Origin of the sequence: Lacticaseibacillus brantae DSM 23927 (assembly GCF_001436115.1) — a bacterium.
GTDB classification, from domain to species: Bacteria; Bacillota; Bacilli; order Lactobacillales; family Lactobacillaceae; genus Lacticaseibacillus; species Lacticaseibacillus brantae.
This window is the reverse complement of record NZ_AYZQ01000002.1, coordinates 244,555-259,240: the sequence shown is the minus strand read 5'-3', so window position 1 is coordinate 259,240 and position 14,686 is coordinate 244,555. Positions and strand designations below refer to the sequence as shown.

Annotated in this window: 17 protein-coding genes; 8 read left to right on the top strand and 9 right to left on the bottom strand. The window is 46.6% G+C overall.

What is annotated here, in order from left to right; all coding sequences use genetic code 11:
* Window positions 1-18 precede the first annotated feature (18 nt).
* The 3 genes from FC34_RS05455 to FC34_RS05445 are packed head-to-tail and all read left to right on the top strand — an operon-like array spanning window position 19 to window position 3,596.
* On the top strand, window positions 19-975 hold the full coding sequence (locus tag FC34_RS05455) for a glycosyltransferase family 8 protein (RefSeq protein WP_057894388.1): 957 nt from the start codon (window positions 19-21) through the stop codon (window positions 973-975).
* A complete protein-coding gene (locus tag FC34_RS05450; RefSeq protein ID WP_057894387.1) occupies window positions 968-1,822 on the top strand; it encodes a 1-acyl-sn-glycerol-3-phosphate acyltransferase in 855 nt (284 codons plus the stop codon). Before FC34_RS05455 ends, FC34_RS05450 begins: the two co-directional genes overlap by 8 nt.
* A gap of 16 nt (window positions 1,823-1,838) precedes the next feature.
* Window positions 1,839-3,596 (top strand): ABC transporter ATP-binding protein, encoded by a 1,758-nt coding sequence (locus FC34_RS05445; RefSeq protein WP_057894386.1) that lies wholly within the window; start codon window positions 1,839-1,841, stop codon window positions 3,594-3,596.
* On the opposite strand, the gene FC34_RS05440 is transcribed toward FC34_RS05445, so the two are convergent.
* Window positions 3,586-4,401, bottom strand: coding sequence for a glycosyltransferase (locus FC34_RS05440; protein ID WP_083479255.1), 816 nt, complete (start codon window positions 4,399-4,401; stop codon window positions 3,586-3,588). The two genes, FC34_RS05445 and FC34_RS05440, sit on opposite strands and share 11 nt — an antisense overlap.
* 90 nt (window positions 4,402-4,491) lie before the next feature.
* Window positions 4,492-5,208, bottom strand: a complete 717-nt coding sequence (locus tag FC34_RS05435; protein WP_191978484.1) for a class I SAM-dependent methyltransferase — start codon at window positions 5,206-5,208, stop codon at window positions 4,492-4,494.
* A 111-nt stretch (window positions 5,209-5,319) separates the two neighbouring features.
* On the opposite strand from FC34_RS05435, the gene FC34_RS05430 reads away from it, so the two are divergent.
* A complete protein-coding gene (locus FC34_RS05430; protein ID WP_057894384.1) occupies window positions 5,320-5,886 on the top strand; it encodes a TMEM175 family protein in 567 nt (188 codons plus the stop codon).
* A 385-nt stretch (window positions 5,887-6,271) separates the two neighbouring features.
* On the opposite strand, the gene FC34_RS05425 is transcribed toward FC34_RS05430, so the two are convergent.
* Together FC34_RS05425 and FC34_RS05420 are read right to left on the bottom strand one after the other, a co-directional pair.
* Window positions 6,272-6,613 carry a hypothetical protein gene (locus FC34_RS05425; RefSeq protein WP_235803403.1) on the bottom strand — a complete coding sequence of 114 codons (342 nt, stop codon included), beginning with the start codon at window positions 6,611-6,613 and terminating at the stop codon, window positions 6,272-6,274.
* 24 nt (window positions 6,614-6,637) lie between these two features.
* Window positions 6,638-7,009 (bottom strand): MerR family transcriptional regulator, encoded by a 372-nt coding sequence (locus FC34_RS05420; RefSeq protein ID WP_057894383.1) that lies wholly within the window; start codon window positions 7,007-7,009, stop codon window positions 6,638-6,640.
* A 98-nt stretch (window positions 7,010-7,107) separates the two neighbouring features.
* Here FC34_RS05420 and FC34_RS05415 point away from each other — a divergent pair, with 98 nt between their 5' ends.
* The gene (locus FC34_RS05415) at window positions 7,108-7,863 is read left to right on the top strand and encodes an SDR family oxidoreductase (RefSeq protein ID WP_057894382.1); all 756 of its coding nucleotides are present in this window, start codon (window positions 7,108-7,110) and stop codon (window positions 7,861-7,863) included.
* 98 nt (window positions 7,864-7,961) lie between these two features.
* Here the strand turns inward: FC34_RS05415 and FC34_RS05410 are convergent, their stop codons facing one another.
* Both FC34_RS05410 and FC34_RS05405 read right to left on the bottom strand, forming a co-directional pair.
* A complete protein-coding gene (locus FC34_RS05410) occupies window positions 7,962-8,846 on the bottom strand; it encodes a hypothetical protein (RefSeq protein WP_057894381.1) in 885 nt (294 codons plus the stop codon).
* A gap of 190 nt (window positions 8,847-9,036) precedes the next feature.
* A complete protein-coding gene (locus FC34_RS05405) occupies window positions 9,037-10,452 on the bottom strand; it encodes an NAD-dependent succinate-semialdehyde dehydrogenase (RefSeq protein WP_057894380.1) in 1,416 nt (471 codons plus the stop codon).
* Window positions 10,453-10,635: 183 nt separating this feature from the next.
* Here FC34_RS05405 and FC34_RS05400 point away from each other — a divergent pair, with 183 nt between their 5' ends.
* Window positions 10,636-10,827 (top strand): hypothetical protein, encoded by a 192-nt coding sequence (locus FC34_RS05400; protein ID WP_057894379.1) that lies wholly within the window; start codon window positions 10,636-10,638, stop codon window positions 10,825-10,827.
* A gap of 277 nt (window positions 10,828-11,104) precedes the next feature.
* Window positions 11,105-11,284, top strand: coding sequence for a hypothetical protein (locus tag FC34_RS05390; RefSeq protein WP_057894377.1), 180 nt, complete (start codon window positions 11,105-11,107; stop codon window positions 11,282-11,284).
* Window positions 11,285-11,362: 78 nt separating this feature from the next.
* Here FC34_RS05390 and FC34_RS05385 read toward each other — a convergent pair whose 3' ends face one another.
* Window positions 11,363-12,322, bottom strand: coding sequence for a zinc-binding dehydrogenase (locus FC34_RS05385; RefSeq protein WP_057894376.1), 960 nt, complete (start codon window positions 12,320-12,322; stop codon window positions 11,363-11,365).
* A gap of 18 nt (window positions 12,323-12,340) precedes the next feature.
* The gene (locus tag FC34_RS05380; RefSeq protein ID WP_057894375.1) at window positions 12,341-13,327 is read right to left on the bottom strand and encodes an amidohydrolase family protein; all 987 of its coding nucleotides are present in this window, start codon (window positions 13,325-13,327) and stop codon (window positions 12,341-12,343) included.
* Window positions 13,328-13,459: 132 nt separating this feature from the next.
* Here FC34_RS05380 and FC34_RS05375 point away from each other — a divergent pair, with 132 nt between their 5' ends.
* A complete protein-coding gene (locus FC34_RS05375) occupies window positions 13,460-13,918 on the top strand; it encodes a MarR family winged helix-turn-helix transcriptional regulator (RefSeq protein ID WP_057894374.1) in 459 nt (152 codons plus the stop codon).
* Between the two features lie 58 nt (window positions 13,919-13,976).
* Here the strand turns inward: FC34_RS05375 and FC34_RS09660 are convergent, their stop codons facing one another.
* Complete coding sequence (locus FC34_RS09660) at window positions 13,977-14,558, bottom strand: nuclear transport factor 2 family protein (protein WP_057894373.1); 582 nt, start codon at window positions 14,556-14,558, stop codon at window positions 13,977-13,979.
* Window positions 14,559-14,686: the final 128 nt, after the last annotated feature.

Genomic DNA, 14,686 nt, shown 5'->3' with positions numbered 1-14,686 from the left:
TGTCCAAGGAGCACTATTATGCCAACTAATATTCCAATCTTTTTCTCAGTTAATGACCAATACGCTGCCAGTCTAGCAGTAGCAATGCAATCATTGATTAACCACGCGGCGTCAACCAACCACTATCAATTAATGGTGTTGTACCAAGAACTCTCCGCTGACAATCAAGAACAATTGGGCCAATTGGCAACGGAGAATGTTTCAATCAGCTTTATCCCTCTTGAAGAACGCTTTAGCGAGCGCTTCGACAATGACCAAAATAAATTACGTGCGGACTACGTGACGCTCACGATTTACTATCGGTTGTTCATCGCCGACATGTTCCCCGAATTCGATAAAGCAATCTACCTGGATGCTGATATTCTCGTCCGCGATGATATCGCCAAACTGTATGACATCGATTTGCTGGGCGCGCTCGTTGGCGCCGCTAATGATCGCTTTATTGCCACCGATCCGACCGTATCGGCTTATGCGGCCCAAGTCGTCGGCATCAATCCCCACCTGTACGTCAATTCAGGCATCTTGTTGATGGATTTGAAGAAATTCCGCGACACGCATTTCACGGATACCTTCCTGCAATTGTTGACGACATATCATTTCACCTTGATTGCCCCAGACCAAGATTATATTAATGCCCTCGCCAAAGATGACCTTTATCAATTGCCAATGGAATGGAATCTTGAAACGGCTGTTATGCCGGCCAATTTCCACCCGGCTCGGCTGGTCCATTACAATTTGTTTGAGAAACCTTGGCAATATCGAGATGTCCCTTTTGCTGATGAATTCTGGCGGACAGCGAAGCAAACCTCGTATTATGATGTCTTAGAATCACAGTTACGTGGAACGACTGACGCCGACCATCAGCAAAACGATCAAAAAATCGCTCGGTTGATGGCCACCGCTGTCCAATTAACCAATGACACAACCCAGCCCACGCTTCGCACTGTCCTAGCCGAACAAAACGCCAATGCCTGATTCAAAAGACCAAATCATCCAAAACATTGAACAAGCCGTCGCCGATCAAGCCTTTCATCGCAAGGTTGAAGTGAATGATCCTGTGGTTGATCGCAAGCAAATTGCCCAAGACATTCAGAATTATTTGCGTCTGCGGCAGACGAGCGGCTATAAAGTCAAAACACTCATGGCGACGAAAGCAGCAGACTGGGCGGCACCAGTAATCAATCGGCGGACGGATATCATCGGCTTGGATAAAATCAAGGGACTCAACCAAGCAGGCATTATCACGAGTAACCATTTCAATCCCTTGGAGAACACGGCAGTCCGCTTAGCGATTCATAAAGCCGGCTATAAGAAAATGGCGATTGTCAGTCAAATTACGAATTTTGAAATGACAGGAATGCTCGGCTTCTTCATGAAATATTCCAACACCATCCCTATTGCGGATATGTATAACTATATGGGCCGCGACTTTCCCAAGCTGCTCAAAGAGCAGTTAGACCACGGGGTACCGATTCTAATTTATCCTGAACAAGAAATGTGGCTGAACTACCGTAAACCGCGAATGCCCCAACGCGGCGCCTATTATTATGCTGCCATGTTCAACGTGCCAATCATCTCATTTTTCATTGAAATCATTGACCTGGGCAAACCAGAACGAGGCTCGGCCAGCTTCAACCAGGTTCGCTATCGCCTGCATGTGCTTGATCCAGTGTTCCCGAATGCCACATTGGACGTCAAACACAACAGTCAAGCCATGATGCAAACTGACTATGCCCAGAAAAAAGCCGCCTATGAGGCAGCCTATCATGTGCCACTTGATTATACATTTGCACCCAGCGACATCGCCGGTTGGCGCGGTTAAAGCAAGGAGGAAGGGTATGGCCCATACATCTAAATTCAACATTGGCCAGTTTATCGGCCTCATCAGGCTCATCAAACCGAAGTATCGCAATCTTTGGTTCGGGCTCCTGTTTGGCGCCGTCGCGGTTGGTTTGCAACTGTGGGTGCCTTTGCTCGCCAAATCATTTCTCAACCGCATCGCCCGTGGTGTCAATCTTCAATTACTGAGCTTTGTTGGTGTTCTGTTCGTTTTCAGCATTCTACTCGGCGCCCTGTCTGGCAGTTTCCTAGGGATATTTGGTGAAGACGTGGTCTATCGCCTGCGGATTCGCTTATGGCAGAAAGCACTCGCCCTATCAGTTCCTGCCCTGGACGCCCACCACTCGGCCCAAATCCCCTCGCGGATTACCAATGACGCGATGCAAGTCAAGAACCTGCTGGCTGACTCGCTGCCGCGCACAGCAACATCCCTGCTTCAACTTATTGGCGCTTTAGGTCTCATGATCATGATGGATCTCCAAATGACCCTGATTATGTTTGTTGCCGTACCGCTGATTGTCATTATTTTATTGCCGATTTTTCGCCTATCATCAAACATCGCCCATCGGCGCCAAGATGCACTCGCCAGCTTGAATGCCTCCATCAGTGAAGTCCTCGGCAAAATCCGCCTGGTCAAATCGTCCACCGCGACTGACCGTGAACAAGAAAGTGGCGCCAACCAAATGCAGAAGCTGTATCGCCTTGGGGTTAAAGAAGCAATATACGATTCCGTTGTTGGCCCCACCACAAGTGTGATTATGTTGGCGCTGGTTATTTCAGTTCTAGCATATGGGATTTATCGAATTAGTCTGGGCACAATGGATACGGGGACCTTGATGGCCTTCTTGATGTACATGATTCAATTGATTGTACCATTTACCAATTTGGGCCAATTTATGACTGATGTGGCGAAAGCTAGCGGGTCTACTGACCAAATTCAAGCCCTCATGGCCGTGGCTGAAGAAGATACCACAAGTGGCATGCCGATTGACGTGGCCGGACAGGACTTAGTCGCCAGCCACCTAAGTTTTACCTACCCTGATGGCCAAGAAGTGCTGCATGATTTATCATTTACAGCTAAACCCAATGAAACTATCGCTTTTGTTGGGCCATCCGGTAGCGGTAAAACGACCATTTTCAACTTACTGGAACGCTTCTACGCGCCCGACCAAGGCAAAATCACCATTGGCAACACTGATATCGCTGATATCAATCTTATTAACTGGCGCCAACAATTGGGCTTGGTCGGCCAAGGCAATGCCATAATCTCTGGTAGCATTCGCTATAATCTGACCTATGGCCTGAAGACGACCGTCACTGATGACCAAATTTGGCAGGCCCTCGCCCAAGCGTCCGCCAAGGATTTCGTCCAAGCGATGCCGCACCAACTTGAAACCATTGTCGGTGACAGTGGGATGGCCGTTTCTGGCGGCCAGCAGCAACGCTTAACAATTGCCAGAGCGTTCTTGCGTAATCCCAAAATTCTCATGCTCGATGAGGCCACGGCGAGCTTGGACCCCCAATCCGAGCAAACCGTTCAGGCCACCCTCCGCGATTTGATGGCAAATCGCACAACGCTCGTGATTGCCCACCGCATCAATACCATCATGGATGCCAATCAAATTTATTTCATTGAAAATGGGCGTATCAGTGGTGCCGGGACCCATGCCAAGCTCTTGCAAACTCATCCGTTATACCGGCAATATTTTGAAAGCCAAATTCAAAAAAGCGAACCGCTTATTCAGGTTAGTGAATAATGCGCTTCGCTTCAGCATATAAATCATCATAGTCATGAAGGCCCAAATCCGTTTGGACCTTTTTTTGTTCCCACGGTTTGATCGCCACGGTATGTGGCACTGGCCACGCCACCCAGTTAGCACTGAAATGGTGAAAAACGGTGTCAGCTTCAATCCCATTTTGGGCATTAAACCGACTAGGTGCCAGCCGCTTGTTGTGCGCCAACATGTTCAAGGCCGATTGATCTGGCATTAACATTGGCCGGTAACGGCACAGGCGCCGACACCTCTGTAATAATTTGGTTTGCCGCAGGACATCCAAGTTCATCAACAATACGCCAGAGTTGATGTAGTCAAACTTGCGCAGCTGATGATGGAAGAACCACTTGCCGTAAAAGTCTAAGACACCCACGACTTCAATCTCAGCCAAATTCTGATGATAGAACTCCGCAAACGACTGGCGACACAGAACATCGGCATCAAGGTAGAGCACCCGGCCCTGAAGTTGCGGGACTAAATCTGCATACAGGCGCAACATACTATACGGTGTAAAAAAGGTGGTCGCATTCGCGGTTAAAGGATAGTTTTGCAATAAGTCAGTGATATCTAGCTTTGTCACCGTACTATTAGTATCATGTTCGTGCACCAACCACTCAAGTTGATTAATGTGCACATCCGTAAAGCCGGTATATTTGCCAATTGGTTTGGCCACTTCTGCCGTCATCACAAAGATGTTGAGCGGCTCAGTTTGGTGTTTCAGCAAGGACAGCGTTGATAACACAACGCCCTCAAACATGCCGTCATCCCCGCAATATAGAATTTGCATCAGCCCACTCCCCTCTTTTGACGCCCAGCATTACTCTTGCACCATTATACCTATTTTATCGCGCTACTCCAACCGCGCGTTGACCTTCGACTACTTCTGGCTTTTGACAATCAACATCATTGGCCGCCGCCACTCATTCACCATTTCAGGGAGATTCCGCAAGCTGGCAGCTGGTGTGGGTTCAACCACATCCGTGACCGCAAAGCCATTTGTCAGCAACGTTTCTAAATATGTTGTTAACGTTCGATGGCATTTCGTGACCTGCGACCCCAAGAATTCTGTTGTGCGCTCGCCTTCATCAAAATAGCGATCAACTGGAAATACCGTTCGGTCCCCGCTGGGCACAAAATCTTGATCGCCCGAGGCCGTGAAAATCGGGTGCTCGACTGAGAACAAGAAAATCCCATTGGGTTTTAAGTAGTGTTTAACATGATTGACTAGCGCGCTAAAAGAGGGCAAATAATGAATGGCTAACGATGAGAAAACCATATCAAAGGCGTCAGCCTCAAAGTCAACCTGGCTAATATCGCCCACTTGATAGCTGATGCGAGGATCACTATTCTTCGCCTCAGCCGTCGCAATCATTTTGCTTGAAATGTCGACCGCCACCACTGAAGCGGCCCCATGGTCGACAAAATATTTCGCGTGCCAACCATAGCCAGCACCCAAATCCAAAATTCGCATCCCTGTGACGTCGGGTAATAGTTGCTCAAGCGCTGGCCATTCGCCAGCGCCTTTTAAGCCCTCTTTGCTGCGACGCATTTGCGCATATTGATCAAAAAATTCATCATTATCATATGGATCCATCAAATTAGCCCTCTTTCATAAGATACCCTATTCTAACATGTCGGCTCGTATTGATTTGCTCCGCGTGCGAAGAGTTCTATACTAGAATTATTAATTACTGGAGGCCCGCACATGTCAAAAGAACGTCTGATTACCTTTGTCGACGCAGTCCTTGCGATCATTATGACCATTCTCGTCTTAGAACTGGAGAAGCCAGCACATTTAAGCCTGCAAGGATTCTGGGATTTACGCGAAAACTTTTTTGCCTACTCACTATCATTCTTCTGGCTCGGCGCCATGTGGATTAATATGTATCGCGAATGGTACAGGGTTAAAGTTGTCCGCATCAAAACCATTTGGACCACACTCATCATGTTATTCTTCTCTTCGCTCTTCCCCTATGCCACCAGCATTATTTCAACCAGTTTCACTAATAAAGCCGCCCAACTCTTCTATGGTGTGATTGTGCTATTAATCACCTTGACTAATTCGCTAATGTATTACTTCTTGCGCCAAGATAATCCGGACGCACAAGTACGGGTGGGTCTTCACATCCATTGGATTCGTTACGACATCGCCGTCAAAATTATCGGTTTTGCTTTAACCATCTTCGTCTTCCCGACCGCTATGATTTATTCCGTCCTCGTCACCCTGATCTTTATGGTGATTCCGCAACAATTCTGGCAGGTTCGAGACTAACCCACAAGTGTGCCGCCATCACCAAGTAAAGTTTGAATCAATGTCTACTCAGGCAACACTGATATTTTCTTTATCAATCAAAGCTTCCCCCTGCGCCACTGGGAAGGAAAATTCTATGGGAACAAATAAAGAGATTGTGCCAAAACAATGTTTTGGCACAATCTCTTTTTCAATACTCGAACAATATGGATTAATCGCGTTCCAAAAGACAGAGAATTCCGGTTAACAAGAAGCGTGAAAACTCGTGCTCAGCAACCGAGCACCAACTTGCTGCGAGTTTGAACACGTTATGGGATTGATTCAAAGCCAAAGTTCGGGCTTTATCATCAATCCCTGTTAATCCCCATTCTCTACCGTCTTTTGTCACAGCTTCTTTGAATTTACGCTAAGCAATCAAAAATAGAATTAAGATGATAGCGTTAGCGGCGGCAGTAAGCAGTGGCCCAACAGTCTTAAAGCGACTGATTTTTCGACCGATTAAGCCGTCAAAGAATTGGATGGCAATCATGATAATCGCCATCGCAATGAGAAATTGGTTGTTCTTAAAAATAAACAAGCCAATAGCCACCAACGCTATGGCCACACTCCGGGACAGCGCGTATTGTGCCGTCACCAGACTATCGCGCTGAGAACCGCGAGCAGCCATCACCGCTTGAATTGAGAAACCACAACTGACAAATGCACTTATCAGGGTCACTAGCGCACACCATTCATAAATTTCCATCATACAAATCCTTTCTTCGGGCATCAATTACACACTGTCACCAGACGGCTTTTGTTGTTCAAGCATTTTAATCTTGTTGTGTAAGAAGTCTTTTTGCTGGGCAATCTCAGCAATGCGTTGATCCAGTTGGGTGTCTAATCGCTGCAGGAACGCAATGCCCTCATCATAGTTTGGGTGAGCCTGCGACAGCTCTTGATCGAACCATAATGCCTCTTTCACTGACGCACCCAACCGCCGCATATGGACAATCCGGTTGACCGCTTCAACATCAGCGTCTGAATAGTGGCGAATACCATTGTTATCACGCTTAATCGGTGGCAGCAACTTCACACTCTCATAATAACGCAGCGTGTTTTTGGAAATATTAAACTTGTCAGCCACCTCAGCAATTGAATACATAAAAAACCTCCCTTTAACCCTTGCGTTAGTGTAACACGAACGTGCTATACTCGCACTTGTCTTAAAGAAATGCGCACCAAGAGAGGAATAAATGAGACATGACAAACAAGATAATCACCTTAGTGACCGGCGCTAATCGCGGGATGGGCTTAGAAATTGTCAAAGAGCTGGCTGAAGCTGACCAGACAGTGCTCTTGGGCTCACGTGACTTAACCAAAGGCCAAGCGGCTGCTGACAAATTAGTTGCCGCAGGCCTTGATGTTGAAGCCATTCAACTTGATATTACTGACCCAGAATCGATCAGCCGGGCAGTTGAATTGGTCGGCAAGCAATACGGTAAGCTTGATATTTTGATTAACAACGCTGGTGCTTCATTTGATCACTTTCAGGACCCTTCAATTCTCAAGTTAGATGTTATCCGGCGTGAATTCGACTTGAATGTTTTCGGGACCATTGATGTGACACAACAATTCATCCCGCTGCTTAAACAAAGTGATAGCGCCAAAATCATCAATATCTCCAGTATGATGGGCTCACTAACTGAAGCGTTAAATCCTGAATCCAGCGTCTATAATGCCTCGTCAATGGGCTATCAAGCCACTAAATCCGCCGTCAATATGTTCACAGTTCAATTGGCCAAGGAATTCCAGCGCAAAGCTATCCCAATCACAGTCAATGCAATTGATCCAGGCTTAGTTGCAACCGAATTTGGCGGCACTAGCGCTGATTCTGCACTGGAATATGGCGCACAACCAGTTGAGGTCGGCGTTGCACGAACTGTTGAATTAGCAACCGCGCCGAAGAATGATATTACGGCTACTTTCAGTAATACCCACGGCAAAGTTAACTGGTAGTCAAGCGTTAGCAGTGCCAGCGTATCAGTCAGTCTATACAAAAAGCCAGCCTCATTTTTGAGGGGAGCACTTTTTTTCATTGCTGGAAAATCTTACTCTTATTTCCAGCGTCCCAGCATTGTCTGCTGGTTTCCCGGATTCATATAAAAAACCGAGCCATCAGGATCTGCAGCAAAATAGTAGTAGGCATTGACATCCGGATCATCTTTATACCAAAACTTGACCGCAAATCCCTTCTTACCATTTTGCACTGCTTCGTGGTCACTCATAACATCCCCCAGCTGAGCATTCTTTAACTGATTAACATACTGATCAAAGAGTTGTAATGTCAGAGCTGGCGTCAATGACGTTGTTGAGGATGCAGAAGGCTGAGAACTCGCAGTATTTGCCTGATTGCCAGCTGATTTCGAATTATCACCTTGAGAGCCAACAGGCTTCTCAGAGCTCTTCTTTATCAACAGATCAGCCTTATTCTTCAGTTTCTTCAAGTAGGGCTTTTTATCCCATTTAATGGCTTGCACCTTTTTGACTGCCGACGGATCAGGCGTAGTTGCTGTGAGTTGGGCCGTTATAAGGTCATTCATTTTGTTGTACTCCGAAAGATCATCCTTAGCCGTCTTAAATTTGGCCATCAACTTGTCGGAAAGACTTTTTGATCCTGATTTAATGAGAGTGGCGGCCTTCGCAGTCTTCACTGCACCGGCTGGGTTTCCCTCTTGCAGCTGTTGATCAGTTTTGACGTACGCTTTAGCTTGTTTCAGGTAAAGACCGGCCTTTTTATCTTTGGGTTTTTGATCTAACGCATTGCTAAAATAAGTGACCGCCTTCTCAATGTTATTTTCCGCGACGGCGTCCAAACCCTTACTCATTGAATCTTCATACCCAGAACTGGTTGAAGATTCTCCTCGACCACAAGCTGTCAATGTTACCATCACTAGTACGGCCATAGTAAATAACCCGATATTCTTCCAAACCTTGTTCAATTCTATTACCTCCTACATATCCTTACTTTTTACTATATCATGGTATTGTTTAATTCAATCTTTAACGGTCAAAATTTCTTGAGCAACCATCGGACGTAAATCAACTTTTTCTTTCTGTATTTCTTCCACGTGACGCAAAAAAGCCAGTCTCAAAATGAGGCTGGCCTTTCGTTTTTACCTGAGCATATTTTCAGTCGGTCGACACTAACCCGCCGGCCATATTATCAAAGTCCGGCTTGTCTGCGGTGACGACCAATTGCTCATTCACAAAGGCCATCAAGCCCAGTTCACTGAGTTCGCGGCCGTAACCAGAATTCTTCACCCCGCCAAAAGGCAACTCTGGCAAGGATGCCATGAAGTTGTTCACAAACACCATGCCGGTTTCGATTTGGGTTGCTACCTGTTCGCCATGAGCTGAATCACCACTAAAGACAATCCCGCCAAGGCCATATTGCGAATCATTCGCCAATTCAATCGCCTCAGCTTCTGAATGGACCTTATAGACTTGCGCCACTGGCCCAAACATTTCGGTATGGCGGGCTGGATTATCCGCATCAATGTCCGTCAAAATAGTCGGCATGAAGAATTGGCCTTCTAAATCGTAACTTTCATTACCATAAGCAACGGTCGCGCCGGCCTCAATGGCTTCATCCACTTGTTTTTGCAGTTTTTCTTTGGCTTTCTTGGTATTCATCGGCGCCAGCGTAGTCGCCGAATCCATTGGGTCCCCCGGTTTCACCGCGGCAAAGTTTTGCTTGAGGTTATCGAGAAATTCGTCATAGACACTGTCCATCACGATAAACCGTTTGGAAGAGGTACACACTTGGCCGGCGTTATACAAGCGAGACCGCCAGGCAATTTCATTGACGTCAGCCATGTTGGCGTCGTCTAAAACGATGAAGACATCCTGGCCGCCAAGTTCCAAGGTGCTTTTCTTCAGATTCTTCCCTGCTTCTTCGGCCACGGAACTGCCCCCGCGCTCAGATCCAGTTAAGGCCACGCCTTGAATCCGGGGGTCAGCAATCATATCAGCGACTTGATCATAACTCATGAAGACGTTGGTTAACGCGCCTTTAGGTGCACCACTTTCCAGCACCACATCCGCGAAAGCTTGTGCAGACCACGGAATATTGGCTGCATCCCGCAGAATCATCGGGTTGCCAACCATAAAGTTCGGCGCAAACACGCGCATGATTTGATAATAAGGGAAATTCCAGGGTTCGACCGCCAGAATCACACCAGTTGCGTGTCTATACACTTTCGCTTCACCAGTCACCTGACTTTGAAGTGTCGTGGGCTGAAGCATGGCTTCAGCGTGGTCGGCAAAGTAATCCGCAATGATGGCACACAGTTCCACTTCACCCTTGGATTCGGCAATCAGCTTCCCCATTTCGCGCGTCGCAATTTCGGCCAGTTCCTGGGCATGATCGCGAATCCCCTGCGCAATCTTGTGCAATGTCTCAGTGCGATCACTAATCGCTTGTGGCTTCATCTTGCGATACAAATTATCAGCAGTCGCTAAAGCAGTTTCAATCTGTTGGTCGGTTGCATCCTCAAACGTCTTGAGAACTTCATTGGTATACGGATTAATCGTTTGTCGTGGCATAAGTAATCTCCTTTATGATTGTCTTTGTGTCAGCAAACAAAGTAAGCGATTTCCAGTTCTATTCTCATTGTAAGGGATTGAATCCCACCAAAACAATTTTGCGGCGTAGACTGAATTAAATGATTGCGGTTTCAAAAAATCGTTGTATATTATGGTTAAGTAAACATTGTGGGGGCGATTGTGATGAGTACGGCTCAAAGAGTTTCCAGTTATGCGATATTTAGTGTGCTCTTCTTGATGAGCGTTTCTAGCTTGCTTACCCTACCAGTGGGTGGAAAGTTCTGGATGGCACTATTTGGTGCGGTCGATTTCGGGGTCTTGCTAGTCATCACTGCTGTGCGGGACGTGCAATCGAAAGGTGGGCATCTGCAATGACAACTTATTGGAATATTTTCATCATGATTGGTTGCGGCTTGGCCACAATTTATTTCAGCGCAATTCTGATTCGCCAACGACCAAATGCCAACGATCGGCTTACCAATTGGTTACTACTTATCGGGACAAGCTCATTCTTTTTCACTGGGTTAATCAATCTGACTCATTGGATTTGGGCATCCTGGCTATGGCTCATTGTCTGGGCAATCATTTTGTTAGTCCTGCTAGTTCGGTATCTACAAAGACGTTCTCAGCGTCGGTCAAGGAGTGATTTCAAATGAGTAACTTGAAAAACAAACAGCTCGTCTTGATTCTTTTACTTGGCAACTACTTAACTCTACTATCGACAGTTGGTCGCGGACCGATTTTTAAAATCACCACGGCTGTCGTACTTGTCTTGGCGCTAATTTTGGCCGGTCAAATCTTGACCATTCAGCGGAAGCCAACTACAAAGTAACTACGGCACTTTGGGCGGCTTCGGCCGTTTTTTTTTGCAAAAAAATAGCAGCCACCATGGTGACTGCTACAATTCCAACTATTTTCCAGGCATGACCACGACTTTGCCGAAACTATCATGGCTGTCCAAGGCGTCTTGTGCGTCAGCAATTTGTGACAACGAGAAGACCTTGACCGGCTTAACATCAATATGATGTTCATCAATCAATTTGAATACATCGGTGACACTTTGCGGCGTGACATCAGTGCCAGAACTGAATGTCGTCATGTAGCGACCTGAAGGCACACCAAATGGATCAAAGTCCGGGATGGTCCACACATTACTCAAAGCACCGGTTAAGCAGAGAATGCCATCTGGATTCAAGTAACTGAGCGAATCCATTAAAGTCGCCGCTCCTGTCATTTCGAGGACTTTATCCACTTTTTCATTGGTCGCCAATTGGCCATTCCGGTCTTCAACAACAATATCCACGCCAACAGCTTTCAACTGGTCGGCCTTTTGCAGATTGCGCGTTGTCGCCAACACGGTTACGCTCGGTTGCATGGCTTTAGCCAGCTTGGCTGCTGCCACGCCGACACCACTTGTGCCCCCACGGATGAGCAGTTTATCATTGGCCGCCAGTTTCAAGTTCAGCAAGGAGCCATAAGCGGTAAGGAAGGTTTCGGGAACGGCCGCTAACTCCTCCCAACTCAATTGGGTCGTAACTGGATAAATGGCTTCATTACGCGTCAATACATATTCCGCGTAACTTCCATCATATTGCCGGCCCATACCCCCTTGAACCGTGACCACTTTTTGGCCCTTCGGTAAACGTGCACTATCCGTGGTTTCGGCAATTTCACCGACGGCTTCAATCCCTAAAATTTTGGGAAACTTAACGGAAGGCGAACCGCCATTACGCGTGATGATTTCAGCGCGATTAATGCCAAACCCCCGCACCTTGATTAATGACCAGCCTGGCTTCACCTCAGGGACTGGCACTTCTTCCAAAACTAATTTGCTAGAATCTCCTGGTTCATGCACAACTGCTGCCTGCATGAAATTACCGCCTTTCGCTTAATTTAATTTAAATAATTGTTCGCTATTCACATGGGCAATCAATTCACGGTCTTGGCCGCTGATATCAGCGTTGTTCAAGAAATCGGCGACTTGTTCTTTCCGTAACAGGTAAGGATAATCTTCGGCCCACAAGACGTGGCTAGCGCCCATTTCGGCTAAGCCAAGATCCATTTGCGGTTTGGTAAACATCCCTGACGCGGTGATATACACGTTTTCCCGGTAGTAGTCTGAGAATTTACGCTCAAGCTTATTGGGAACCATCCCGGTGAACTCGTCTAAGCGTTCTAAGAAATTAGGGACCATTTCGCCCCAGTGACCGGAGATTAATTTGAGCTTAGGATATTTATCGAATAGGCCGGACATAATTAAGCGCATCATCTGAATGCCTTGTTCAGCGTGCCAACCGAAACCGGCTGAACCTAACATGTCACCAATGGCATCCGAATATGAAGGACTGCGATACAACATATCACGTTCAGCCTTGCTTGGCATGCCTGGATGCAAGTAAATTGGCACATCGAGTTTCTCCGCCATGGCAAAAATCGGTAGGTATTGTGGTTCATCCAAGAAGTGTCCAAATGGCACGCCAGCAATTAATGCACCCTTCAAACCATTGTCCGTCACAGCTCGCTGCAATTCCACGGCCGCTGCTTCAGGGTCAACCAGTGGCAGAGTGGCCAGGGCAGCAAACCGACCAGGATACTTATTCATATCGGTGACCAAACGGTTATTAGTCTGCTGAGCCAATTCAACAGCTTTCACAGGATTAGTTTCGGTTAGCGCGGGATCATTAGGATTTGAAATCACCTGCATATCAATTCCATATTGGTCCATGTAAGCCACTCGCTGTTCAAAGTCACCCAGGAGCATCGCGACTTGGTCAGGATTAGCCCCTCTGGGATCGACTTTCACATCTTCAGCTGGCCGCTGAGGAGCGTTGCTCGGATATAAAAAATGTTCTTCAACTGTAATTACTTTTGTCATCAAGAAATCCCCCTTATTCAGTTAGCGCAGTGTAAAAAGCCGCGCTATAGTTTGAATATAGGCGAGTATAGTTGCAAATTTCATAGTTGTCAACTATTATTAATTAACAAACATTAAAAAGGGAGACTTCCTATGTCAGAAATATCAACCAACGGACAACTTTTCAGTCAACTGTTTTTATCTATTTCCCAGGCCTTCATGCAAAATCGGGCACAAGACGCCCTTAAACTCACACAATTACAGGGCTTTGTACTCCGCACAGTGAATAACCAGCCAGGATTAACCATGTCACAGTTGTCGTCACAGATTGGGATCACGAATTCTCAGCTCACCCGTCTTATTGCCACCCTTGAAAGTATGGACCTAGTGCGCCGAGAACATAACCCTGATAATCGGCGCATTGTAAACGTCCAAAGTACGCCAACCGGCCTTAACTTGATTGAACATAATATTGCGGCCGTGGCACTGCGCTATGACGGGCTGTTGCAACAACTGAGTTCAAAAGAACAAACTACACTCATTGAGAGCCTAAAGACCTCGCTGACGCTTTTAGAAAAAGCTGGGATTCTCACGACTGACACAACTAAATAAAGCACGCAGCCAGAAAAGCCTGGCGGCGTGCTTTTTATCATTAAATACAGTAGAAAGATTATTTAATCCACGCTTCAGCCTTGTCATAAACGGGCTTAACGGTTTCTGGCCGATCGGAACCAATGCCATCGTTGCCGATCTGACCGCCGGCCTTAATCCGCGTATATGCTAACCAACGATATGAAACGCGCAACCCTTTCAACAAATCCAAATCAATGTGCAAATCGGTGCCCGGAATCATGGGCGTCAATGTATCAGCATTATTAATGCTGGTCAAATCACTAATTTTCCAGACATCGCCACGCTTTTCGACGCGATAAATCAAGGTCATGAATGACTCCACAACTGCTTCATTACCGTCTAAAGTCAACCAATGTTTGGTGGTTGAAGACACTTCAGCATAGGCACGATTGCCATTTTGATAGACTAATGGTGTCCCATAAGTGCCAACTAGGGGCTTACTATAATCAAAATCTGCCGGATGTTGTCCAACAAAAGTTTCATGCGCCAAACCAGTTGACCAACTGGTCGTGACCGTGCCGTCATCCCAATATGAATCTGCCAAAGCAGCATCTTGATGCTTCCCACGAGCAGAACGTTCTTTCAATACTAACTGACTAATCGCTTCAAAATCTGTCATAATGATCCTCCCGTCTTTCATTGAAAGCAGTGTAGGTCCAAATTTAACAATTGTCAAATATTGATATTCTACAGACAAAAACACACCTGTCTTGAAAGTCACACTGGACGTTCCGGATAGGTGTGTTG